Raw genomic sequence first — 22,306 nt, 5'->3', positions numbered from 1 at the left:
GGGGGAGGGCGAATCGGATGCCGCAGGCCGAGACACCAGGCATCGGGGTGGGCCCGCTGACCCGGCTGCGCTGGTGGACCGAACTGCCCCTGATCCTGGTGGTGTACGCCTCGTACTCCGCGGGCCGGCTGCTCGCGCGCGGCGATGTCAGCGGCGCCGTCGACCACGGTCTGGCGATACTGCGCCTGGAGAAGCTGCTCCACATCAACGCCGAGCATCCGCTGAACCGTCTCTTCACCCGCGAGGCGTGGCTCGGCGTGCCCGCCGACTTCTGGTACGCGTCGCTGCACTACCTGGTCACCCCGGCGATCCTGGTGTGGATCTTCAGACGCCGCGCGGAGCACTACCGGGCCGCCCGCACCTGGCTGATGACGTCCACGTTCATCGGTCTGATCGGCTTCTCCCTGATGCCCACCTGTCCGCCGCGACTGCTCTCCGCGGGCCACGGGTTCGTCGACACGATGGCGCACTACAGCTCCTACGGCTGGTGGGGCGCCGAGGCGAGCGCGCCGCGGGGCCTGGGCGGCATGACGAACCAGTACGCGGCGATGCCGAGCCTGCACGTGGGCTGGGCGTTGTGGTGCGGGGTGCTGCTGTGGCGGCACGGCCGCTCGCGCTGGGCCAGGGCGGCGGCGGTCGTGTACCCGCTGGGGACCACGTTCGTCGTGATGGGCACAGCGAACCACTACCTCCTCGACGCGGTCGCCGGGGTCGCCGTCATGGGCGTGGGCTTCCTGCTGAGCCGGCCGGTGATGCGGGCGGCGGACGCGGTCAGCGCCCGGCTGCGGGCGCGCTTCGCACCGGTCGCGGAGCCCTCGTCAGCCGCTGGTTCCCCCATTGTCAGTGCCGGATGCCAGACTTCGGCGGGTGAACGAATTCCCCGACAGCCCCTCTCCCGCCCCGGGCCGGGAGCCGGGCCGGGTGCCGCTCCCGCGGACGCGGGGGACGGCGCTGCGGCAGCGGCTCGCTGAGCTGCGCGGGCCGTCCGTACCGCCCAGGGCGCTGGACGCGCGCGCCCTCGCCGCGCTCGCCGCGAACCCCGGATGCCGGCGGCGCGCGCTGCTGGACGGCGCCGGTGTGGACAAGGCGGCGCTGGCGGGCGCGCTGGGCGCGCCGTCGGCGTTCGGCCAGTCGCAGTTCGCCTTCATGCGGGGCAACGCGTTCGAGGCCCGGGTCAAGGCGGACGGCGGTGCGGAGCTGCTGCGTCTGGTGCGCGAGAAGCTGGACCCGACCGCCGACGCCCCGGAGGGGGCCCTCGTTCCGGACCTGGCCGCGGCCGGCCCGGAGGGGCGCGCGGCGCGTACGGCACTGGCGTTGCGCGCGGCCACCGAGGCGCGCGGCTGGGCGCTGCTCGACCACCCCATGCTCGCCCTCGACGTGGCGGGATCGCCCGCGTTCCTGGAGCCGGACGCGGTGGTGGTGCACCCGGACGGCAGTTGGACGGTCGTCGAGATCAAGTCCTTCCCCCTGCTCGACGGTTCGGCGGACCCGGCGAAGGTGGGGGCGGCCGCGCGGCAGTCCGCGGTGTACGTACTGGCGCTGGAGGAGGTCGCCGAGCGCCTCACCCCGGCACCCGTCGTACGCCACAGGATCCTGCTGGTGTGCCCGAAGGACTTCTCGAACCTGCCCACCGCCTCGCCCGTCGACGTCCGCAAGCAGCGCGCGGTCACCCGGCGCCAGCTGGCCCGTCTCACCCGCATCGACGAGATCGCCGACGCCCTTCCCGAGGGCACGTGCTTCGCGCCGGACCTTCCACAGGAGGAGCTTCAGGCCGCGGTGGAGTCGGTCCCTGCGACGTACGCGCCGGAGTGCCTGGCCGCCTGCGAGCTGGCCTTCCACTGCCGTGACCGCGCCCGGGAGCAGGGCGCCGTGGCGGCCCTGGGCCGGTCGCTGCGGGCCGAGCTGGGCGGCCTGACCACGGTGGACGACATCCTGGCCGCCGCCCACGGCACGGCCGGGCACCCGGACGACCCGGCGGTGGCGGCCCTGCGCCGGGCGGCGCGGCTGCGGGCGGAGGCGCTCGCCGGACGGGAGGGCGCCGTATGTCCCTGATCACCACCCTCGCCCGCCTGGAGGCCGTGCGCACCGGCCGCGCCCAGCCCGCCGCCACCGTCCGGCACCGTCACCTGTCCGAGCGCCCCCTCGTCCTCGTCCCGCTCATCACCGCGGGCGAGGCCGGAGCGCCGCTCGGCGCGCTCGTCGGCACCGACCGGGACGGCCCCCGGCTGCTCGTCGTGCCGCAGCCCCGCGACCCCGACCTCAGGTTCGCGTTCCTCGCCGAACTCGCCGACGTCGTCCTGCCCCACATCGACGCCCACGCGGACACCGTGGAGCCCGCCGAGCGCACCGAGACCGACCCGGAGACCGGCAAGCGCGTCAAGGTGGAGGTCGAGCTGTGTGCCGACGCCCCGCAGCTGATCGTGCCGAGCCGGGCGGGCATCGACTTCGTACGGCTGCTGGGCCGCTCCATGCGGTTCCGCCGCACCGCCGAGCAGGACCCGGAGACCCCTCACCCGGCGCCCCCGCGCGTCCCGCTCCTCGGCCGCTGGTTCACGCACTTCGGCGAGCGTGCCCGCGTCCCCGGCTCCTCCCTGCTGCTCGCGCTCACCGATCTGCTCGGACGGCACTGGGCGACCGGGCAGTCGAACCTGGAGGACCAGCACCTGGGCGCGCTGCTCGCCTGGATCGACCCGCCCGAGGGCGCCTCGGGTACGGACGCCGCGCTCCGCGCCGAGCTGGCCCGGGACGCGGACGGCCAGCTGCTGTGCCCGCCGGCCGGACCGGCCACCGACCCGGCGTTCGACAACGAACTGCTCGCCCCGGCGATCGAGCGCTACGACCGCGCCCGCACCCGGCTCGCCGCCGCCGAGGACGGCGTGGAGGCCGACGACCGCTTCGGTGAACTCACCGCGGCCGAGGGGGAGATCCGCGCCCTGGTGGAGAGCCGTACGCGGCCGACCTGGGACGCGGTGTGGCAGGGGCTGGACCTGCTGCGCGCACTGCCGGAGGGCGCGCATGTCGCGGACCGGTGGACGCGCGACCGCTGGTCGTTCACCGGGCACCGGGACCGGGTGGCCGCCGGGGAGCCGCCGCAGCCGCGCCACGACGACGCGGTCACCGCGGCGAACAAGCTCGCCACGCGCGAGCGCGAACAGGCCCGCCTCGACGCCCAGGAAGCACTCGACGACCCGCTCGTCATGGCCGGGCGGCGGCTCGCCGGAGAGGCGTTCGCGGGCGAGGTCACGGAGGTCGTGATGGCGTACAGCGAGGGCAGACGCCCCAGCCCGCGCCCGCTGGTGACCGTACGGACCGAGGACCGGCCACACCTCGGGGAGCGCACGAAGGTGTACCGGTCGCTGGGCGGGAAGCCGCAGGCGGCGGAGTTCGTGGGCCACGAGGGGGACGGCCTGCTGGTCCTGCGCATCGTCGACAAGATGGGCCGCGGCAAGGAGCCGGAGGCCGGGTCGGTCCCCGAGAAGGGGGACCACGTGTGCTTCACGCTCTTCGAACACGAGCAGCGCGGCGGGGCGAAGCTGCCCGACCCGGAGGAGACGCCGTGGACGCACGGCGGGCCGCCGGGTGAGGGTGAGGCCGTACCGCAGCCGGATCCGGTGACCGAGGAGGACGTGCTGTGACCGTGTTCGCCCCGCCGGGCAGGGACTTCGACCCGGGGGCCGCGGCCGCCCGGGCCACCGAGGCGATCCTGCGCGACACTCTGCACGGCGCACACCGAGGGGTCGTGGTGGACTCGCCGCCGGGCGCCGGGAAGTCGACCCTGGTCGTCCGGGCCGCGCTCGAACTCGCCTCCGCCGGACGTCCGCTGATGGTGATCGCGCAGACGAACGCGCAGGTCGACGACCTGGTGCTGCGGCTGGCCGAGAAGGAACCGGACCTCCCCGTCGGGCGGCTGCACAGCAGCGACCCGGACCCGTACGACAAGGCGCTCGACGACCTGCCGACCGTGCGCAAGTCGGCCAAGGCGGGCGACCTGGCGGGCCTGGACGTGGTGATCTCGACCGCCGCCAAGTGGGCGCACGTCAAGGACGTCGAGCCGTGGCGGCACGCGATCGTGGACGAGGCGTACCAGATGCGCTCGGACGCGCTCCTGGCGGTGGCGGGCCTGTTCGAACGGGCGCTGTTCGTCGGCGACCCGGGGCAGCTGGATCCGTTCGCGATCGTCGGCGCGGAGCAGTGGGCGGGGCTGTCGTACGACCCGTCGGCGTCCGCGGTGACGACGCTGCTGGCCCACAATCCGGAGCTGCCGCAGCACCGGCTGCCGGTGTCGTGGCGACTGCCGGCGTCGGCGGCTCCCCTGGTGTCGCAGGCGTTCTACCCGTACACGCCGTTCCGCAGCGGTACGGACCACGGGGACCGGCGGTTGGCCTTCGCGGTCACGTCGGACGGCTCGGGTCCTGACCGGGTGATCGACGAGGCGGCCGAGACCGGCTGGGGGCTGCTGGAGCTGCCCGCCCGGCACACCCCGAGGACGGACCCGGAGGCGGTGCGGGCGGTCGCCACGGTCGTACGGCGACTCCTCGACCGGGGCGGGGCGGCGCTGTCGGAGCGGGCGGAGGATCCGGCGCCGCTGACCGCGGACCGGATCGCCGTCGGCACCGCACACCGGGACCAGGCGGCGGCGGTGCGCTCGGCACTGGCCGACCTCGGGGTGCAGGACGTCACCGTGGACACGGCCAACCGGCTGCAGGGCCGGGAGTTCGATGTGACGGTGGTGCTGCATCCGCTGTCGGGCCGCCCGGACGCGACGGCGTTCCACCTGGAGACCGGCCGCCTGTGCGTACTGGCGTCCCGGCACCGGCACGCGTGCATCGTGGTGTGCCGCGCGGGGGTGACGGAACTGCTGGACGACCATCCGTCGACGGAGCCGGTGCAGCTGGGGGTGACGGTGAAGTTCCCGGACGGGTGGGAGGCGAATCACGCGGTGCTCGCACATCTGGCGGAGCACCGGGTGCCCTGGCGGCCCTGACCTGGGAACGTCGCGGGCCGGGGGCCCGGACATCGCGGGACCGGCGGGCACCGGACTGCCGGGAACATCGCGGGCGCCGGTGGCCTTGAGACCCGAAGGGCGGGGGCGTGCGGCGGGAGAGCGCGCGGCGCCGTGCCCCGCCCACATCCCGGCGCCCTTGCGTCGGCGCGCGACAATGGACGGTGGCCCACCCGAAAAGGGCGCCACCCGACCGTACGAGGAGGACAAGACATGGCGGAGCCCACGCCGCGTCGGAACGAGCCGCGGCTACGCCCCGCGCCCTTGCTCTTCGAGCCCGCGGAGGCGGCCTCCGACCCGGAACACTTCTTCGACCTGGAGTCGATCGACGACCCGCGGGCGCTGCTGGCGCGGGCCACGGAGCTGACACAGGCGTTTCGCGCGGCCACGGACCGGGCGGTGGAGTACCAGGCGATCGCCGCGGCCCAGCTCGCCGACCCGCGCCGCTTCGACCGGCTGACGCCGGCGGCGATCGCCGAGCGGGCGGAGTGGACCGAGGACTACGCCAAGAAGATGGTGGAGTTCGGGCGGGATCTGCTCCGCGGTGTCGACTCGAACGGACCGGAAAGCCTCGGCTGACCATCCCGGCGCCTCGCAGCGCCGATGACATCGAATGATCATGCGGCATATGCCGGGCCGCACCCTACCCCCTCTCGCCCCCTTCTGTCCCCGTTTTCCGCAACCCACCGGGATCGACTGCTCACGGCGGGTAGACCTGACTGCCATGAGCAGTCGAACCCCGTCCATCGAAGCCTGTCACGACGTCTGCGGCGTCACCTCCGAGGGCGCCGCCTGGCTCGCCTCGGCGGGAACGAATCGGCGCAGCACCCTGGCCCTCTGGGCGGATCGCCCCACCGCCCCGGTGGTCCTGCCGTGCGGCACCGCGTTCGACGTCGTCAACACCCCCGCGATCTTCGGGCGGCGGATGCTCGACCAGCTCTGGGACGAGGGTCCCGGCTCCGGGCCCGTCGCCGTCCACAGGGGCCGCACCCTGCTGTTCACGGCGCCCGGCACGGCCCGGCGACTGCCGGCGCTGCTCGACTGGGAGGAGTGGGGCGGCCGTACGCCCAAGATCCCGCCGCTGTTGTGCCACGGGGTCGGCGACGCGGTGACGGTGCCCGCCGTCCACCCGGCCGACCCCGCCGCCACCAGGCTCGATTCCCGCTGGCTGGTCGCCCCCGACACCCGTCGGCCCTGGCTGCCCGGCCCGGAGATCATCCTCTGGGCAGCCGTCCGAGCCGCCCGCGCGGCGGCCTCCGACCCCGTACGCATATCGATTTTTCCTCCCGCGGACCAGGGTGCTAAGGTCTACGACGTCAGCAGGCGCCGCTAGCTCAGTTGGTTAGAGCAGCTGACTCTTAATCAGCGGGTCCGGGGTTCGAGTCCCTGGCGGCGCACGATGGCGATGGCGAGGCGTGTTCGCGGAAAGCGCGAACACGCCTCGCCATCGTCGTTTCTGCGCGGCTTCGCCGCGCGTTGTGGGGGCTTCGCCACCCACACCCCCATCCAGGTCCGCCGCAGGCGCCGTCCGGCGATACGGCACCGGGTATCCCACCCGGGGTCCGAACCCGAAACGCGGCCGCGCCCTGCTTGTGCGGCGAAGTGCAGCACATCTGCGTCTTCTGTTGCACTTCAGGAGCGACACGTCCCACCGACCGCACGCCGCCGAACCCACCCGGCGTGCAGGCGAGACGCGATCGCGCCCCGAGCCCCGGGCACCCTCGCCACCCTCACCGCCCCCCAACCCACGCACTCATCCCCACCCCTCACCCCTTCGTGATCCGAACAGTCCACTCCCCAGAAGCCGTCCTCCCCTCCACCTCCACCCGCACCCCCTCCCCCGGCACCGTGAAGGTCTCGCCCTCCCGGATCGGCGCGTCCGCCAGGGGCGGGTACACCGACGTGCCGGCACAGGCCGAGCTGTGCGGGTGGGCGTCCAGGACCTCCACCGGCCCGCCCCCGGACTCCGTCCCGCCGCGCACCCGGTAGACGAGGACCCCCTGGGTGCAGGCCGCGCTGTCGTTGCCCACCGCACCGCGCGCCTCGATGGCCAGCACACTGTCGGCCCCCGTCCGGACCACCGCCAGCTTGGTGCCGTGCCCCGACCCGAACGCCTCCACCCCTCGCGCCGGCGCCCCCGCCGCACCCGCGCTCACCGGCACCTGCGGCACCCCGGTCGGTCCCGCAGCCACCGGCTCCAGTGTCAGCCGCGTGCTGCCCGGAGCCCGTACGCACACCACCTGGCTCTCGTCCAGCCACCCCAGCTTCCACTTGTGCCAGGCGAAGAGATCCGGGGCCAGTCCGAACTGGCTCCCCATGAGGTCCCAGTCGCCCACGTAGGTGTCCCAGTCCCCCTTGCCGTCGGTCGGACGGTGGTAGAGGTCGGGCAGGTCGAACACATGGCCTGTCTCATGGGCGAGGACGAGTTGGTCCGGCGGGTGCTTCTCGAAGACCGTGACCACGCGGCGGATGTCCCTGCCGTCGGCCCGCAGCGGGGTGTCCAGGTTCACCACCTTCGTGGCGTCCGAGTCGACACCGGGCGCGTCCGGGTCGGCCACGAGGTACACGATGTCGTACCGGGAGAAGTCGACGTCCTTGTCCGCCGCGGCGAGCGCGTCGCGCAGATAGGCGGCCCGGCTCTCGACGCTCCAGTCGCGCCGTATGGCGTAGGAGGTGGACGGGTGCGGCATCCGGATCCAGTGGTCCACCGGATGGGGGCGCAGCGCGAACCGGCCGTAGGACGCGCGTTCGAAGAAGCGGCTGGTGTCCGGGAAGTAGTCGCCGGTCAGCTCGGCCGGCGTGGTCGCCGGCGTCGCGTCCGGGAAGGACAGGAAGACCAGGACCGCGTCCAGCGCGCGGGTGGGGCGCGTGTAGGCGGCGTTCCAGGTGTCGACGCCCTCGGAGTGGTGCGCCCGGCTACGCGCGATCTGGCAGGCCGCGGCCAGCGGTTCGGCGAGTGCGGGACCCGTCACGAGCGAGGTCGCGACCAGCGCGGTCATCGACGTGGCGAGGGCCGTGCCGCTGCGCAGGACGGGCGACGCGCCCCAGGCGATCCCCTTCAGGGTCTCGCGGGTGAGCCCCGTGAAGGGGAGCGGACGCGGCACGTCGACCTCCGGGTGCGGTTCTCGGAACTCCACTCCCAGCCTGGTCTTATTTGTATGACTACGTCCTGTTTGTCTGCCCCGGAAGGGTGAGAGGCCATCGGTCAGGGGATGGCCCAAGAAGGAACCGCGACGGGCACGGGAGGGGCAGTGCGGGGCGGTAGCGCACGACGGCGCACGAGCGCCAGGGGGGCGGCCGACGTGCGCCGACGCCCCCAGTACTCACGGAACGTCACAACCACGGGCGGCCTGATGGACCGGGCTCCGGCACGGGCAGAAACGATCTGTCAGAACACGTGCTCGCCGCGGGACACTGCACATCGGCTGGAAGGCCTTTGGGCCAGCCTCTATGATCGGCACACTTTCCTGCACGAACACGGCTTGTACGGCCGCCCGCCTTGCGGCCGTCGACCCCGACGAGACCCAAGAGATCCGTACGAAGAACGAGTGCACTGCGGGAGCGAGCGGTGAGCGGAACGTCCGATGGGCCGGCGCCCGCGGCAGACCTCGTCGGCCCGGCCATCACACACAGTTACGACACCACGTCATCCGGTACGTCCCAGCCATCACCCCTTTCCGACGACCCACCCCTCACCTCCGAAGACGGACTCCTGACCCCGCCCGTCGACGCGCCGTCCTTCGCCATGTCCGTCGACACGCCGCCCCTCACCCCGGCGGTCGACACGCCGTCCCTCACCCCGTCGGTCGAGGCGCCACCCCTCACCCCCGCCGTCGACACGCCACCCTTCACCCCCGCCGCAGGGCCCCAACCGGTCTCCTTCGGCGCCGCGTTCACCGCCGCGCCGCTCGCCATGGCGGTGGTCGACCGGGAGGGGCTGGTCGTCACCGCCAACGAGGCGATGGGTTCACTGCTCGGCACCGATGTGGAAGCACTGGCCGGCAAGGTCGCCGCCGACCTGCTGGACCTGTCCTCGGACGCCCGTACCTGGCACGCCTACCGCGAGGTGCTGCGCGGACGCCAGGCCAAACTCCGCTGCACGCGCCGCGTCAAACACCCCGACGGGCACTCGCTGTGGGTCCAGGTGACCGTCACGCCGCTGCCCGAGGCCGAGAAGGCGGTCCTCCTCTCCGTCGCCGACATCAGCGCCCGCCGCGAACTCCAGGCCCGGCTGCGGCACTTGCAGATGCACGACCCGGTGACCAGGCTGCCCAACCGGACGCTGTTCTTCGAACGGCTGTCGGCCGCGCTGGAGGCGGATACGTACGAGGAGAGCGGTACCGGCCGGATCGGACTGTGCTACCTCGACCTCGACGGCTTCAAGGCGGTCAACGACACCCTCGGCCACCGCGTCGGCGACCGGCTGCTCGCGGCCGTCGCGGAACGCCTGACCCACTGCGCGGACGAGGCGGGCCACGGGCGGCCCACCACTCCCCTGGTGGCCCGGCTGGGTGGCGACGAGTTCGCGCTCCTGGTCGAGGACTCCACGGGCACCGAGCAACTGGCCGAACTGGCCGAGTCGGTGCTCAAGGCGATCCAGGAGCCATTCGACCTGTCCGGGCAGCGGCTGTCGGTGTCGGCGTCCATCGGCGTCGTCGAGCGGCACGCGGCCGGCACGAGTGCGACCGGTCTGATGCAGGCGGCCGATACGACGCTGTACTGGGCGAAGGCCGACGGCAAGGCCCGCTGGACGCTGTTCGACCCGGAGCGCAACGCCCACCGGATGACCCGCCAGGCACTGTCCTCGGGGCTGCGACCGGCCATCGAGCGGGGTGAATTCGCCCTGGAGTACCAGCCGTTGGTCGGCATGGAGGACGGACGGGTGCGCGGGGTGGAGGCGCTGGTGCGCTGGCATCACCCTCAGTTCGGCACCTTGACGCCGAATCGGTTCATCGGACTGGCCGAAGAGGACGGTTCGATCGTCCAGCTCGGGCGCTGGGCACTGAAGACGGCCTGCCGGCAGGCACGCCGCTGGCAGCTGGAACGCCCGGAAGAGCCGCCGCTCTTCGTCAGCGTGAACGTGGCGGTGCGTCAGGTCTGGGACTCGGACCTGGTGGCGGACGTGGCGGAGACCTTGGCGGAGACCGGACTCGCCCCGCACCTGCTCCAGTTGGAGCTGACCGAGTCCGCGGTCATGGGTTCGGCCGGCCGTCCGCTCCAGGCGCTCCAGGCACTCAGCGAGATGGGGGTGCGCATCGCGATCGACGACTTCGGCACCGGATACTCCAACCTCGCCTACCTCAGCCGGCTGCCGGTGTCCGTGCTGAAGCTGGACGGGTCGTTCGTCCGGGGTTTCCAGTACGAGGGCACGGACGCGCATCCGAACCCGGCCGACGAGGTCATCGTGGAAGCCATGATCCAGCTCGCCCACCGGCTGGGCCTGACGGTCACCGCGGAGTGCGTGGAGACCTCGGCCCAGGCCACCCGCCTGCGCCGCATCGGCTGCGACACCGGGCAGGGCTGGCTGTACTCACGCCCGGTGCCGCCGGACCGGATCTCGGAGCTGGTCGAAGGAGAAGGGTGCCGCAAGTGAGCCTGGCCGGGGGTCCCTCCTGCTTCGGGGACGGCACCCCCGACGCCGGGTGACTCAAGCCGCCGCGGGCATCCCGTACGCGTCCGCGATGAGTTCGTACGACCTCAGGCGTACGTCGCCGCTGTGGGCGTTGGACGTGAGCATCAACTCGTCGGCGCCTGTGCGCTTGTGGAGGTCGTCCAGGCCGGAGCGGACCTCGTCCGGAGTCCCGTGGACGACGTTGGAGTTCCAGGACCCGATGAACTCCTCCTCCATGGGGCTGAACTCGTGCACCTCGGCCTCCTCCGGCGTGGGGACGAGACCGGGGCGGCCCATGCGCAGCCGGAGCATGTTCAGGGCGGCGGCCCGGACCTGGCGGCGGGCCTCCCTCTCGTCGTCGGTGGCGAGCGCGGAGACGCCGATGAGGGCGTACGGCGCGTCGAGGACCTCGGACGGGCGGAAGGAGTCGCGGTACAGGTCGAGCGCCGGGATGGTGTTCTGCGCCGAGAAGTGGTGGGCGAAGGCGAACGGCAGGCCGAGCATGCCGGCCAGGCGGGCGCTGAACCCGGAGGAGCCGAGCAGCCAGACCGGCGGCCGGTGCGGGGACTGGACGCCGCCCGGCGAGGTGGCCTGCACGGGGCCCGGGACCGCGTGGATACGGGCGTAGGGGTGGCCGTCCGGGAAGTCGTCGTCGAGGAACCGGGTCAGCTCGGCGAGCTGCTGCGGGAAGTCGTCGGCGCCCTCGTTCAACTGGTCGCTGCGGCGCAGCGCGGCGGCCGTTGCGCCGTCCGTGCCGGGGGCGCGGCCGAGGCCCAGGTCGATACGGCCGGGGGCCATGGCCTCCAGCGTGCCGAACTGCTCGGCGATGACCAGCGGGGCGTGGTTGGGCAGCATGACGCCGCCCGAACCGAGCCGGATGCGGTCGGTGTGGGCGGCGAGGTGCGCGAGGATCACCGCGGGCGAGGAGGAGGCCACGCCCGGCATGGAGTGGTGCTCGGCGACCCAGTACCGGTGGAAGCCGCGGGCCTCCGCGAGCCGGGAGAGGGCGACGCTGGTGCGCAGGGCGTCGGTGGCGGTGGTGCCCGCGCCGACGGTGACCAGGTCCAGTACGGACAGGGGGACGGGGGCGGTGCCCTGTGCCGTGCCTCGGATCTCGTCCACTGCTCTGCCTCCTGCGTGAGCGTCGCGTCTCTCGTGCCTCTAACAGGAGATGGTCCCCGGTTATTCCCGCAACGCCCCGGGAGCTCTCGGCGCCGGAGACCCCACCCCAAAGACCCCGGCAGCCGAGATCCCCTACACCTGCACCACCGGCTCCCTGGTGAACAGCGTCCCCAGGCTCGGCGCGTTCACCCGGCGGTCCACCAGGCGCAGCGCCTCCCACACCGTGACCTGGTTCGCGGTGAGGACCGGCTTGGCCAGGTCCTTCTCCAGGGCCGTCAGGTGCGCGGCCGTGTGGAGGGCGGTGTCCGGGATCAGGACCGCGTCCGCGTCGGCGTGGTCGCCCGCGCGGGCCAGCGCCAGGACCTCATCGGCGCCCCACGCGGCCACCCGCGCCGCCGCTCCGGCGTCCGCGGCGTGGACCGCGACCACCTCCGCGCCGGCCGCCCGCAGGAAGGAGGCGAACTCCTGAGCCACGTCGTCCGGGTACGTCGCCGCGACGGCAAGCCGCCGCGCCCCGATCTCCCGCACGGCGTGCACGAAGCCGAACGCCGTGGACGACGCCGGCATCCCGGCGGTACGCGCGAGAGTTCGCACCTGCTCGTGGGCGCCCTCCCAGCCGCGCAGGAAGCTGCCGCTGGTGCACGCCCACACCACCGCCTCGGCGCCCGTGAGCCGCAGCTCCTGGGCGCTCGAGGCGAGCCGCTGCGGCGAGCCCATCTCCCGGAGCCGATCGGCGCGGTGCGCGTCCTCGCCGACGTCGGTGTGCACGAGATCCACCCGGATGTCGCCGGCCAGCAACTGCTCGATGCGCGGATAGTCGTCCTCGGCGAAGTGGCCCGGGTAGAGGAATCCGAGTGCGGTCATGCCCAACCTTCCTGTTCGTCCGGCGGTACGGGTCCCCGGTGTGCCGCCGCGTGGAGCAGAGCCTGCCGGTGACCCATGGCGCGGGTACCCAGGTGAGGCGGAGCCGTCCCCCTCATCACCTGGTCGGTCGTGTAGACGGCACCGTGCCGTGGTCCGGCCGTGGTCGATCCGCGCACGTCGGACGCCCCGTCGGCCGCTGCCGGCCGCCGCCGAACGCGCGGTGGTGACGAACGCGCTCTTCGTCTTCGAGCAGCCGGCCGCCGAGTACGTGGCCGGGCTCGTCCTCGCCCTGGCCAAGGACCTGCCGCGCACCTGGGACCTGCTGGTGTCCCCGCGCATGAGCGGTGACACGGGTCGGCCGTCAGGACGAGCTCGGCGCCCAGTTCCTGGCGCTGTACGAACGCCGGTCCGCGGGTGAACCGCTGGTGAACGTGGTGGACAGGAAACGGGGATGCGTTCCCGGCCACGGAGCCGCCCTCCGGCCGCTGTCCCCGCTGGTCAACGCACGGGCCGAACGAAACGGCGGCCTCCGGTACGGTCCGCCGAGGACGATCGGGGCCGGAACTGGCCTGAATACATCGCATGGTCCCGGGTAGCCGCGCGCCCATGGCTCCCCCACGGACGAATGCACGGACGTACGACCCGGGGCAACCCGGAACCACCCGCCGGTCGCTGCTCGCCGGTGTCGCCGCGTTCGGCGCGCTGGGCGCGGCCGGCTGCAGCCGTGTCGCGGCGGCGTCGAGCACGCCGGGCGGCGACCTGCTCAGCCGGCTTCGGGCCCAGGGCGTCGTCCGCCTCGGCATCGCCGGCGAGATCCCGTTCGGCTACATCGACAAGAACGGCCGTCTCACCGGTGAGGCCCCCGAGCTGGCGAGGGTCATCTTCAAACGGCTCGGCGTCGACCGGGTGCAGCCCGTGCCGACCGAGTTCGGCTCGCTGATCCCCGGTCTGAACTCCCAGCAGTTCGACGTGGTCTCCGCCGGGATGTACGTGACCCCGGAGCGCTGCCAGCAGGTCATCTTCGCCGACCCCGACTACCAGATGCTCGACGCCTTCGTCGTACGCAAGGGCAATCCCAAGGGCCTGCACACCTACGGGGACGTCGTCGCGAAGAAGGCGAAACTGGCCACCGGCACCGGGAACGCGCAGATCCAGTACGCCGTCGAGGCCGGGTACAAGCAGAGCGACCTGCTGCTCGTCACCGACCAGGTCGCCGGGCTCAACGCCGTGGAGGCCGGACGTGTCGACGCGTTCACCGCGACCGCGCTGACCGTCCGCCAGGTCGTCAGGAACTCGAGCAGGGCGGAGGCCACCGAGCCCTTCAAGCCCCTGGTGAAGGGCAGACCGCACGTCGACGGCGGCGCCTTCGCGTTCCGGCCCACCGAGACCCGCCTGCGGGACGCCTTCAACGCCGAGCTGAGGAAGTTGAAGGCAAGCGGCGAACTCTTCCGGATCCTGCGCCCGTTCGGCTTCACCAGGGCCGAGATGACCGATCTGACCGCGAAGGAGCTGTGCCGCGGATGACCCCGGGACTGTGGGAACTCGTACTGAAAGGCATCTGGACGACGATCCAGCTCCTCGTCCTCAGCGCCCTGCTCGCGACGGCCGTCTCCTTCGCCGTCGGCATGGCACGCACCCATCACAGACGGGTCGTCCGCTTCCTCGCCGGTTTCTACACCGAGGTATTCCGCGGCACCTCCGCCCTGATCATGATCTTCTGGGTGTTCTTCGTGCTGCCGATCGCCTTCGGCTGGCAGCTGGTGCCGATGTGGGCGGGCACCCTCGCACTGGGGCTGACCTACGGCGCGTACGGGGTGGAGATCGTGCGCGGCGCCCTGAACTCGGTGGATCCCGCGCAGCGTGAGGGCGGGATCGCGCTGAGCTTCACCCCGTGGCAGCGGATGCGGAAGATCCTGCTGCCGCAGGCCGTGCCCGAGATGATCCCGCCGTTCTCGAACCTGCTGATCGAACTGCTCAAGGCCACCGCGCTGGTGTCGATCATGGGCATGGGCGATCTGGCGTTCAGCGGAAACCTGGTGCGGCTGGCACTCCAGGAGAGCGCGCAGATCTACACCTACGTCCTGCTCATCTACTTCGTGATCGCCTTCGTGATCACCCGCCTGATGCGGGGGCTGGAGCGCCGGCTCAAGGGCGGGATCGGAAAGGCGCCGCAGCCCCGCGTCTCCGTGCGCCGGCCGGTCGGAGGTGGTGTCCGATGACCTGGGACTGGGGCACCGTCCGCGCCTTCATGCCGCACTTCCTCGACGGTCTGGTCGTCACCCTGGAGGCGCTTGCCCTCGGCTCGCTGATCTCGTTCGCGCTCGGTCTGGTGTGGGCGCTGCTGATGCGCACGCCGACCCGGTGGGTGCGCTGGCCGGTGGGGATCGTCACGGAGTTCGTCCGCGACACCCCGCTGCTGGTGCAGCTCTTCTTCCTCTTCTACGTGCTGCCCGAGTGGGGCCTGACCTTCTCCGCGCTGACCACCGGTGTCGTGGCGATCGGCCTGCACTACTCCACCTACACCATGCAGGTCTACCGGGCCGGCATCGACGCCGTGCCCGCCGGTCAGTGGGAGGCGGCCACCGCGCTGAGCCTGCCGACGCGGCGCACCTGGACGGCGGTGATCCTGCCGCAGGCGATCCGCCGGGTCGTGCCGGCCCTCGGCAACTACGTGATCTCGATGCTGAAGGACACGCCGATGCTGATGGCGATCACCGTCCTCGAGATGCTCGGCCAGGCGCGGCTCTTCTCCCAGCAGCACTTCCAGTTCACCGAGCCGCTCACCGTGATCGGTGTGGCCTTCGTCCTGATCTCCTACCCCGCCTCCCTCCTCCTGCGAGCACTGGAGCGACGCCTTGTCCGCTGACACCCCCCTGATGAAGCAACCCGACGCCCATTCCCGTCCGCAGGCGGCCTCCGGCGAGCTGATCCGCCTCGAGAAGGTCACCAAACGGTTCGGCGACCACACGGTCCTCGACCGGCTCGACTTCTCCGTCGACGCAGGCCGGCACGTGACGCTGATCGGCCCGTCCGGATCCGGGAAGACCACGATCCTGCGGCTGCTGATGACCCTGACCAAGCCCGACGAGGGCACGATCACGGTCGGCGGACAGCGCCTGTACCCGGCGCCCGAGAAACAGGTCCGGGAGATCCGCAAGAACATAGGGATGGTCTTCCAGCAGTTCAACCTGTTCCCGAACATGAAGGTGCTGCAGAACATCACCGAGGCCCCGGTGACCGTGCTCGGCCTGTCGAAGGACGAGGCGGAGGAGCGGGCACGCGAGCTGCTCGACCTGGTCGGGCTGAGCGACCACCTCGACAAGTACCCGAGCCAGCTCTCCGGCGGCCAGCAGCAGCGCGTGGCGATCGCGCGCGCCCTCGCGATGCGCCCGCAGGTGCTGCTGCTGGACGAGGTCACGTCCGCGCTCGACCCGGAGCTGGTCGCCGGTGTCCTCGACGTGCTCCGTGACATCGCACACAGCACGGACATCACGATGCTCTGCGTGACCCACGAGATGAGCTTCGCGCGGGACATCTCCGACCGGGTCCTGATGTTTGATTCCGGCCACGTCATCGAGGCCGCTCCCCCGGAGAAGATCTTCAGCGAACCCGAGCACACACGCACGCGGGAATTCCTCAGCGCAGTGCTGTGACTACAGGAAGTGAAGGCGACGGCTCTCTCCGGGTCCCGACAATCGGGACATGACCTCGGCATATGCCGGAGTGGCGCGTTCCTGCTGAGCGGGCCGAAAGCCCCCGCAAAGTTGCGCAACACCCGCTCCCCGACACGCGTTTGAGCCGTATCGTGGAGGCAGCCCAGCTGTCCCGAGGATGGCCCAAAAAGCGCAGGGGGAGACCGTGGCGCTGACCCATGAGCCGACCGTCCCGTACCACTCGGCCCAGGACGCCCTGCGCGTCCTGGAGACCGTGGCGCGGCACTCCACCGGCGTCACCGACGCCGAGCTGGTCCGCCGCACCGGCCTCGGCTCCGAGCGGCTGACCTCGCTCCTGCGGATGCTGCGCCGGGAGGGGTACGTCGAGCAGACGATCGACGGCGCATACGTCACCGGGGCCGCCCTGAGCCGGCTCGGGTCCGCCCAGGGCCATGAGCAGGCGCTGCGCGAGCAGCTCCAGCGCACTCTGGACCGGCTGCGCGACTCGGTGGGAGCCGCCGTCTACATCAGCCGCTACATCGACGGCGAGGTGCGGGTCACCCAGTGCGCCGCGAGCGCGCTGGCGCCCGCGGTGCACGAGTGGGTGGACTTCCGCTCCTCGGCGCACGCCAGCGCGGTCGGCAAGAGCCTTCTCGGCCAGCTCGACGTGAACGGCCGCCGGGACCACCTCGCCCGGTACAAGATGGCCCGGCTGACCTCGCGGACGATCACCAGTGAGAAGGTCCTGCTCTCCCGCCTGGAGGCCCACCCGCCGACGGTTCCGGTGCTCGACCTGCAGGAATACGCGGTGGGCACGGTCTGCGCGGCCGTCCCGATCACCGCGGGCTCCTCGGTCGGCTGCCTGGCCCTGTCCCTGCCGGTCCAGCACGCCCACCGGCTCCGGCAGGCGGCGGAGCGGCTGAACAGGGGCGCGGCCCCGGTGGTCCTGTCCCTCACGATCTGAGCGGTCCCGGACGGCCCGCAGGGGTGGTCACGAGCACCCCTGTGGACCAGGTAGTATTTCTTTTGTCGCCGGGAGCGAAAGCCGAAAGCGACAGAGTCTGCGCCGCTAGCTCAGTTGGTTAGAGCAGCTGACTCTTAATCAGCGGGTCCGGGGTTCGAGTCCCTGGCGGCGCACGATGAGGGGCTCCTCGCGAAAGCGAGGAGCCCCTTTTGCGCTGGTCCGGGGCGGTGGAGGCCGCAGGGGCCCCGGAGGGTCCCAGGCGGCGTCCACCGCACCCGCCCGACCGTCAGCTGTGGAGGTCGACGGCGACCATGGTCATGAAGCCGACGCAGAACAGGACGATCCCGCAGAGGAAACCCAGGATGCCCGCGGTGGCCACCGCCTGCCTGCCCCGCCTCGGGGGGCGCGCGGTCGCCACGACGCCCGTGCGGCCCTCGGCGTAGTGGACGGTGACGATGTCGCCCTCGACCGTCGTCCCCGGGCCGCCCTCCTCCTCGAACCGGATGCCGGCGCCGTCCCTCGTCGTGAACTCGTAGACGTGGTGCAGCGTGGTGCGCACCGAGGTGTCGTTCCGGCCGCCGTGGACGGTCGTGTACGCCTTGAGGCAGCGCCCCTCGGCCGTCAGGCCGCTGTTCCACGCGCTCCTGATCTGCAGCCAGCGGTACACCACCCGGTACCCCAGGAAGCCGGCCACGGCCATGATCAGTACGGGTACGACGTAGAGCATCGCGTCCATGGGTTCCCCCCGAGGTCACAGGTCTGGTTCCGCACACCGGCGCGTCGCTGCCGGTGTGCGGAACCTACCCGTGGGGGGTGGTGGATTGGCTCAAGAAAGCCTCAGAGCTCGGGAGGTGAGGATCCGGGCTCAGAACGTGACGTCGGCGCAGGAGTAGAACGCGTTGCCCGTGTCCGCGATCGTCCACACGCCGAGGATCACGTGGTGGCCGCTCAGCCCGGCCGGCAGGGTGCCGGTGTGGGTGAGCGTGGACGGCGGGCGCCGGCCGTTGTACGGGACGGTCAGGAAGGGGGTGAGGTCGAGGTCCGCGCGGGTCAGGGCGTGGTTCTGGTTCCAGCCCGGTTTGGTGACGTAGTACCGGAAGTCGGTGGTGGCGTGCGAGGCGGTGAACTGCCAGCGGAAGGTGTAGCTCTGCCCGCCGGTCACCTTCGTCGTGGGCCAGGGCGCGCCCGAGGGCGTCCTCGGCTGGTCGAGCGCGCCGAAGTCGGAGTGGTTCGCCGAGCAGATCCGGCCGTCGCCGGGGCCGGCGGCAGGGAAGCCCTTGGGGCCCTCGACGCTCTGCGGTTCCCACTGGATGTCGCCGCAGCCGGTGACGATGCCGCCGTTCGCGGCGCACATCTTCTGCCTGCTGAGGGGCTGGTCGGTGTAGCCGTGGGCGCTGGCGCCGCCGGTGGAGAGCACGAAGGCTCCCGCGGTCGCGAGGCCCAGCACGGCGGCGTACAACCTGGTCCTGGTGCGCATGCTGCCGCTCCTTGTGAACGTGGGGGAGTTCAGTGAGCCGTGCAGGTCTAGACCAAGCCTCAGATTATTGCCGCCTGTTGAACATGTCCATACCAATCACACGCAGCGATTGCGGCGGTCTGTTCGCGCCGCCCGTGGCCGGCGCCCGCGTGGCCGGCAGGCGCCGCCTCCCCGGGGCGGCGCACACCTCGGCCCGTCGCCCGCCTCAGCCCCCGTCGCCCGCCCGTCCCGTGCAGAACGCCACCGTCAGGTCCCGCACCAGCGCCTTGCGTTCGTAGTCGTCGAGGTCCGCCAGGCCGCGCGCGGTCAGCCGGGTCACCGTCTCCTCCACCGAGTCCAGGACCGAGCCGATCACCGCCTCACGGTGCTCCGCGTCGAACGCGTCGATACGGCGCCGCTGCATGCGGGCGGCGACCTCGGGGGCGTACTCGATCCGGGTCGGCCGGGCCGAGAACACCTCCAGGCCGACCGCCGCCACGTCCGCCGCCACCAGCCGGGTCAGCGTGTCGCCGACCGCCTCGACATTGCGCAGGCTCACCACGTCCGCCACCGCCGGCAGGTCGGCCGGCACCTGCGGCAGTACCCGCGCGAGCGCCGACTCGACGCACTCCCGCAGATAGGTCTCGTGGTCGTCGATGCCGAACACGGCACGCGCGGTGTCCCGGACCTGCCAGGTCACCAGCACCACCACGCGCAGCGCGACCCCGTTGGCGTCGACCGCGGGGATCGGCTCGCTGCGCCAGTGGCGCAGCCGTACGTCGACCCGGCGGCACAGCACCAGCGGATTGACCCACATCAGGCCGGTGTGGCGCACCGTGCCCCGGTAGCGCCCGAACAGCGACAGGGCCCAGGCGCGCCCGGTGTCCCCGCGGCTGAGCCCGCCGAAGCCGAAGAGGAGGAGCACGCCCGCGACGGCGTACGCGGCCCACTGTGCGAGCCCGAGCCTCGCGCCCGCGACCGGCGGAAGGTCCAGCGCGCGCACCATGGCCGGCGGCAGGACGCCCGCCCACCACGAGGCGGCCACGCAACCGGCCGCGCCGGCGACCCCGGCCAGCAGGCCCACCGCCCAGGGCAGCACCCGCGCGGGCCGTTCGATCAGTTCGGGGTCCACCATCGGCACCTGCCGCCTGGGGGCGGCGGGCGCCTGGATCCGCGGTTGCTCACCGGTGCCGAGCCGCCGTCGCACGACGGTCGGGGCCAGCGGCAGCGGCTCGGTGTCGGGTCCTTTCCGGAACAGCAGATGCACCGGGATCTCGGTGGTCGACTCGCTGTGGATGACCCGGCCGGAGCGCGCGTCGGAGCCGTCCGGCTCCTCCTCCTGCTCCGGCGTGGGTGATGTCGTCGTAGTCATTCGTGCCTCCACACGCGTCAGGAGAAGAGCCGTCGCCAGGTTTCCGGCCCCGGGAAGCCGTCGGCCTCACGGCCGTTCCAGCCCTGGGCGCGCTGGAAGGCCTCCACGTTCCGCCGGTCGGCCTCGCCCCAGCGCGCGTCGGGACCGCCGGTGTAGTGCGCGCCGAACCCCTTTTCGACCAGCTTCCGGCCCAGCAGCGCGACGTGCGGGTTGTCCGCTCCCGGCCGGAACACGTCACGGCCCGGGTAGTCGGGCGCCTCCGGCGCGGGGGCGCTCCGCAGTTGCGGGGCGCCGGGGGCGACTCCGTCGAGGGACCGGCCGGGAGTCGTCACCACCGGGCGTGTGCCGCCCGTCCCCGGCACCGGGTGCGTCGAGTCGTCGGGCCCCGGCAGTCCGGGGACATCGGGGACGCCGGGAACGCCGGGGACTTCGGGAACGCCGGAGACGCCGGGCAGCCCGGGAACGGTGAGCCCGGGAACCGGCGCCTCCTTGCCCTGGGTGCTCTCCTTGGTCTCGGTGATGTTCTTGTAGCGGTAGGGCACATAGCGGCTGGAATTCGACCAGTACGCATACGGGGTGACCTTCCGGCGAGCGCCCGGCGGGGTCTCCTCGTAGGCGATGTAGGCCGTGCGCTTGTAGTCCGACCAGCCGCCGAAGATGACGACGTGCGACCCCTTCTCCGGATTGTCGGGATTGTGAAAGAGGAGAATGTCTCCCGGCTGCAGCTGCTCCTTGGTGATGCGCACGCCGAAGTTGTCGAGGCTGCCCGTCCATTCGTTGGAGCCGAGGTTCCAGGCCATGGAGACGAAGCCGGAGCAGTCCTGCCGGTAACCGTCGGACCAGTAGTCGTCCATGCTGTAGGGGACCCGGGCGTCGACCCACTTCTTGGCCCGGTTGATGATCTCGGCGCGGGTCGTCGTGGCCGCAGCCGTCAGGTTCGGAGCGCCGACCGGGCCGTGCAGCGGCGCGGTCTTGCCCTGCGGGGTGTCCGGAGGCTGGTCGCTCGCGGGCGCGGACGGGGCGGGCGGCGCGGGCGGGACGAGCGGCACGTGGGTGGCCGCTGCGGTGGGTGTCGCCTGGACCATGCCCAGCGCCGTGCCCGCGGCGGCGGCCAGCGCGAGGGCCGTGCGGGCCCTCGGGCGGCGGATGCCCCCGAGGGCGGAGGAAGGGGTGATGACGCGGCGCCGGCGCACACAGCCGGGGCAGTCGCAGTCAGTCGTGGGTTCGAATTCCTCGAATACCGGTGTCTCCATGCGACGTCCCTCACACTCCCTGTCAGCATTCGGGGGAATTTGCGCCGATAGTCGTCTTAGTCCTCTTTTCTGCACATCCGTCAGTTACCCATGCGCACAGGGAAAGCGCAGGGTGACGGGCCGAATGATGTAAGCGAAGTCATTCGCACGGGTACCGGTCCCCTCCGGACGGAGGCCCCCCTCGAACCCGGAGTGGTCAGGAGCACCATCCGACATCGGGTAGAGTTCTCCAGGTCAGCAGGCGCCGCTAGCTCAGTTGGTTAGAGCAGCTGACTCTTAATCAGCGGGTCCGGGGTTCGAGTCCCTGGCGGCGCACGATGGCGATGGCGAGGCATGTTCGCGGAAAGCGCGAACATGCCTCGCCATCGTCGTTTCTGCGCGGCTCCGCCGCGCCTTGTGGGGGCTTCGCCACCCACACCCCCTTCAGGTCGGCTGCCGTCGCCGCCTGGCGTGCACGACACCCGACCGGCAACCGCCCCGCCGCCCCGCACGTACGGCCCCGGGCTCACCTGCGGCCGCGCCCCGCGCGTACGGCGCTTGCGCCAGGTCCGCCCGCGGTCGCAGGGTCCGGCACGGACGCCCCCCGCCTCCGCGCCGGCCGCACTGACACCCTCCGGCGCACAGGGCACCACCACCGCGTTGCACCGTGCCGTGCCGTCGGCCAAGCGGAGCCAATGGTGCCGTAAGGAACCACTTCCTCAACATCCGTGCACGAGTGGTCGCAACCGCACCACAAGGCACCAAGAAACGACCCATTGAGCCGGTATGACCGGTAAACACCGCGTTTCGCATCTTGCGATCAAGCCGGACGCCATAGAACCCTGGGCTCCAAGGGACTGCCGTTGCATTGCAGTTGGGGGTATGGACCGGTTGCCGGGCGCGGGGATGGGGGCCCCGCAGAAACGGACGTCGAGGGGGACGCCGTGCAACCGGACGGTCGCTCTTCGTGTCGATATCGTGGAGATGACGCGGTGACGCCGACCTGTCACTGATTCGTCCGCCAAGGTCG

Annotated in this window: 19 protein-coding genes, 3 tRNA genes and 1 pseudogene; 16 read left to right on the top strand and 7 right to left on the bottom strand. The window is 72.0% G+C overall.

The window, feature by feature from the left end; genetic code table 11:
- Positions 1–17: 17 nt before the first annotated feature.
- From C3488_RS25875 to C3488_RS25845, 7 genes are all read left to right on the top strand, one after another.
- Entirely contained in the window at positions 18–971 is a 954-nt protein-coding gene (locus C3488_RS25875) for a phosphatase PAP2 family protein (protein ID WP_103843311.1), read from the top strand.
- On the top strand, positions 922–2,052 hold the full coding sequence (locus tag C3488_RS25870; RefSeq protein ID WP_103843310.1) for a hypothetical protein: 1,131 nt from the start codon (positions 922–924) through the stop codon (positions 2,050–2,052). The genes C3488_RS25875 and C3488_RS25870 overlap by 50 nt, the downstream gene beginning before the upstream one ends.
- Complete coding sequence (locus C3488_RS25865; protein WP_103843309.1) at positions 2,043–3,635, top strand: hypothetical protein; 1,593 nt, start codon at positions 2,043–2,045, stop codon at positions 3,633–3,635. Before C3488_RS25870 ends, C3488_RS25865 begins: the two co-directional genes overlap by 10 nt.
- Entirely contained in the window at positions 3,632–4,984 is a 1,353-nt protein-coding gene (locus tag C3488_RS25860; RefSeq protein ID WP_258053641.1) for an AAA domain-containing protein, read from the top strand. Before C3488_RS25865 ends, C3488_RS25860 begins: the two co-directional genes overlap by 4 nt.
- A gap of 231 nt (positions 4,985–5,215) precedes the next feature.
- Positions 5,216–5,581 (top strand): hypothetical protein, encoded by a 366-nt coding sequence (locus C3488_RS25855; RefSeq protein WP_103843308.1) that lies wholly within the window; start codon positions 5,216–5,218, stop codon positions 5,579–5,581.
- A 145-nt stretch (positions 5,582–5,726) separates the two neighbouring features.
- Positions 5,727–6,335, top strand: a complete 609-nt coding sequence (locus tag C3488_RS25850; RefSeq protein ID WP_103843307.1) for a bifunctional DNA primase/polymerase — start codon at positions 5,727–5,729, stop codon at positions 6,333–6,335.
- Positions 6,326–6,399 (top strand) — tRNA-Lys (locus C3488_RS25845). Before C3488_RS25850 ends, C3488_RS25845 begins: the two co-directional genes overlap by 10 nt.
- Before the next feature lie 369 nt (positions 6,400–6,768).
- Here C3488_RS25845 and C3488_RS25840 read toward each other — a convergent pair.
- Complete coding sequence (locus tag C3488_RS25840) at positions 6,769–8,106, bottom strand: M6 family metalloprotease domain-containing protein (protein ID WP_103843318.1); 1,338 nt, start codon at positions 8,104–8,106, stop codon at positions 6,769–6,771.
- Positions 8,107–8,570: 464 nt separating this feature from the next.
- Between C3488_RS25840 and C3488_RS25835 the strand changes: the two genes are divergently transcribed.
- A complete protein-coding gene (locus C3488_RS25835; protein ID WP_103843306.1) occupies positions 8,571–10,595 on the top strand; it encodes a bifunctional diguanylate cyclase/phosphodiesterase in 2,025 nt (674 codons plus the stop codon).
- Positions 10,596–10,649: 54 nt separating this feature from the next.
- Here the strand turns inward: C3488_RS25835 and C3488_RS25830 are convergent, their stop codons facing one another.
- Both C3488_RS25830 and C3488_RS25825 read right to left on the bottom strand, forming a co-directional pair.
- Complete coding sequence (locus C3488_RS25830; protein WP_103843305.1) at positions 10,650–11,735, bottom strand: LLM class flavin-dependent oxidoreductase; 1,086 nt, start codon at positions 11,733–11,735, stop codon at positions 10,650–10,652.
- 132 nt (positions 11,736–11,867) lie between these two features.
- Positions 11,868–12,599 (bottom strand): decarboxylase, encoded by a 732-nt coding sequence (locus C3488_RS25825; protein WP_103843303.1) that lies wholly within the window; start codon positions 12,597–12,599, stop codon positions 11,868–11,870.
- 319 nt (positions 12,600–12,918) lie between these two features.
- On the opposite strand from C3488_RS25825, the pseudogene C3488_RS42715 reads away from it, so the two are divergent.
- From C3488_RS42715 to C3488_RS25790, 7 genes and pseudogenes are all read left to right on the top strand, one after another.
- Positions 12,919–13,066, top strand: a pseudogene (locus C3488_RS42715) (D-2-hydroxyacid dehydrogenase); the annotation flags it as partial.
- Between the two features lie 139 nt (positions 13,067–13,205).
- Positions 13,206–14,123 (top strand): ectoine/hydroxyectoine ABC transporter substrate-binding protein EhuB, encoded by a 918-nt coding sequence (gene ehuB, locus C3488_RS25815; protein ID WP_103843301.1) that lies wholly within the window; start codon positions 13,206–13,208, stop codon positions 14,121–14,123.
- The gene (gene ehuC / locus C3488_RS25810; RefSeq protein ID WP_103843299.1) at positions 14,120–14,818 is read left to right on the top strand and encodes an ectoine/hydroxyectoine ABC transporter permease subunit EhuC; all 699 of its coding nucleotides are present in this window, start codon (positions 14,120–14,122) and stop codon (positions 14,816–14,818) included. The genes ehuB and ehuC overlap by 4 nt, the downstream gene beginning before the upstream one ends.
- Complete coding sequence (gene ehuD / locus C3488_RS25805) at positions 14,815–15,465, top strand: ectoine/hydroxyectoine ABC transporter permease subunit EhuD (RefSeq protein ID WP_103843297.1); 651 nt, start codon at positions 14,815–14,817, stop codon at positions 15,463–15,465. Before ehuC ends, ehuD begins: the two co-directional genes overlap by 4 nt.
- A 10-nt stretch (positions 15,466–15,475) precedes the next feature.
- Complete coding sequence (gene ehuA / locus C3488_RS25800) at positions 15,476–16,252, top strand: ectoine/hydroxyectoine ABC transporter ATP-binding protein EhuA (protein WP_103843295.1); 777 nt, start codon at positions 15,476–15,478, stop codon at positions 16,250–16,252.
- 205 nt (positions 16,253–16,457) lie between these two features.
- Entirely contained in the window at positions 16,458–17,216 is a 759-nt protein-coding gene (locus C3488_RS25795) for an IclR family transcriptional regulator (protein WP_103843293.1), read from the top strand.
- 99 nt (positions 17,217–17,315) lie between these two features.
- A tRNA-Lys gene (locus C3488_RS25790) sits at positions 17,316–17,389 on the top strand.
- 113 nt (positions 17,390–17,502) lie between these two features.
- Here the strand turns inward: C3488_RS25790 and C3488_RS25785 are convergent.
- The 4 genes from C3488_RS25785 to C3488_RS40210 all read right to left on the bottom strand — a co-directional run bounded on the left by C3488_RS25785 (position 17,503) and on the right by C3488_RS40210 (position 21,297).
- Positions 17,503–17,952, bottom strand: coding sequence for a DUF3592 domain-containing protein (locus tag C3488_RS25785; RefSeq protein WP_103843291.1), 450 nt, complete (start codon positions 17,950–17,952; stop codon positions 17,503–17,505).
- 129 nt (positions 17,953–18,081) lie between these two features.
- Complete coding sequence (locus C3488_RS25780; RefSeq protein WP_103843289.1) at positions 18,082–18,693, bottom strand: lytic polysaccharide monooxygenase; 612 nt, start codon at positions 18,691–18,693, stop codon at positions 18,082–18,084.
- 205 nt (positions 18,694–18,898) lie between these two features.
- Complete coding sequence (locus tag C3488_RS25775) at positions 18,899–20,044, bottom strand: SPFH domain-containing protein (RefSeq protein WP_103843287.1); 1,146 nt, start codon at positions 20,042–20,044, stop codon at positions 18,899–18,901.
- A gap of 17 nt (positions 20,045–20,061) precedes the next feature.
- Positions 20,062–21,297: a peptidoglycan-binding protein gene (locus tag C3488_RS40210; protein WP_146067921.1), complete on the bottom strand. Its 1,236-nt coding sequence runs from the start codon at positions 21,295–21,297 to the stop codon at positions 20,062–20,064.
- A 241-nt stretch (positions 21,298–21,538) separates the two neighbouring features.
- On the opposite strand from C3488_RS40210, the gene C3488_RS25760 reads away from it, so the two are divergent.
- Positions 21,539–21,612 (top strand) — tRNA-Lys (locus C3488_RS25760).
- Positions 21,613–22,306 lie beyond the last annotated feature (694 nt).

Origin of the sequence: Streptomyces sp. Ru72 (assembly GCF_002920635.1) — a bacterium.
In the GTDB taxonomy this organism is placed as follows: Bacteria; Actinomycetota; Actinomycetes; order Streptomycetales; family Streptomycetaceae; genus Streptomyces.
Note: the sequence above shows the minus strand (reverse complement) of the source record. Positions and strands in the feature narration are given on the sequence as shown.

Excerpts from the sequence above, each read along its gene's own strand:
- C3488_RS25875 (WP_103843311.1), top strand. The coding sequence starts at position 18 with ATGCCGCAGGCCGAGACACCAGGCATCGGGGTGGGCCCGCTGACCCGG.
- C3488_RS25865 (WP_103843309.1), top strand. The coding sequence starts at position 2,043 with ATGTCCCTGATCACCACCCTCGCCCGCCTGGAGGCCGTGCGCACCGGC.
- C3488_RS25855 (WP_103843308.1), top strand. The coding sequence starts at position 5,216 with ATGGCGGAGCCCACGCCGCGTCGGAACGAGCCGCGGCTACGCCCCGCG.
- C3488_RS25850 (WP_103843307.1), top strand. The coding sequence starts at position 5,727 with ATGAGCAGTCGAACCCCGTCCATCGAAGCCTGTCACGACGTCTGCGGC.
- C3488_RS25825 (WP_103843303.1), bottom strand. The coding sequence starts at position 12,599 with ATGACCGCACTCGGATTCCTCTACCCGGGCCACTTCGCCGAGGACGAC.
- ehuB (WP_103843301.1), top strand. The coding sequence starts at position 13,206 with ATGGCTCCCCCACGGACGAATGCACGGACGTACGACCCGGGGCAACCC.
- ehuC (WP_103843299.1), top strand. The coding sequence starts at position 14,120 with ATGACCCCGGGACTGTGGGAACTCGTACTGAAAGGCATCTGGACGACG.
- ehuD (WP_103843297.1), top strand. The coding sequence starts at position 14,815 with ATGACCTGGGACTGGGGCACCGTCCGCGCCTTCATGCCGCACTTCCTC.
- ehuA (WP_103843295.1), top strand. The coding sequence starts at position 15,476 with ATGAAGCAACCCGACGCCCATTCCCGTCCGCAGGCGGCCTCCGGCGAG.
- C3488_RS25785 (WP_103843291.1), bottom strand. The coding sequence starts at position 17,952 with ATGGACGCGATGCTCTACGTCGTACCCGTACTGATCATGGCCGTGGCC.
- C3488_RS25780 (WP_103843289.1), bottom strand. The coding sequence starts at position 18,693 with ATGCGCACCAGGACCAGGTTGTACGCCGCCGTGCTGGGCCTCGCGACC.
- C3488_RS25775 (WP_103843287.1), bottom strand. The coding sequence starts at position 20,044 with ATGACTACGACGACATCACCCACGCCGGAGCAGGAGGAGGAGCCGGAC.
- C3488_RS40210 (WP_146067921.1), bottom strand. The coding sequence starts at position 21,297 with ATGGAGACACCGGTATTCGAGGAATTCGAACCCACGACTGACTGCGAC.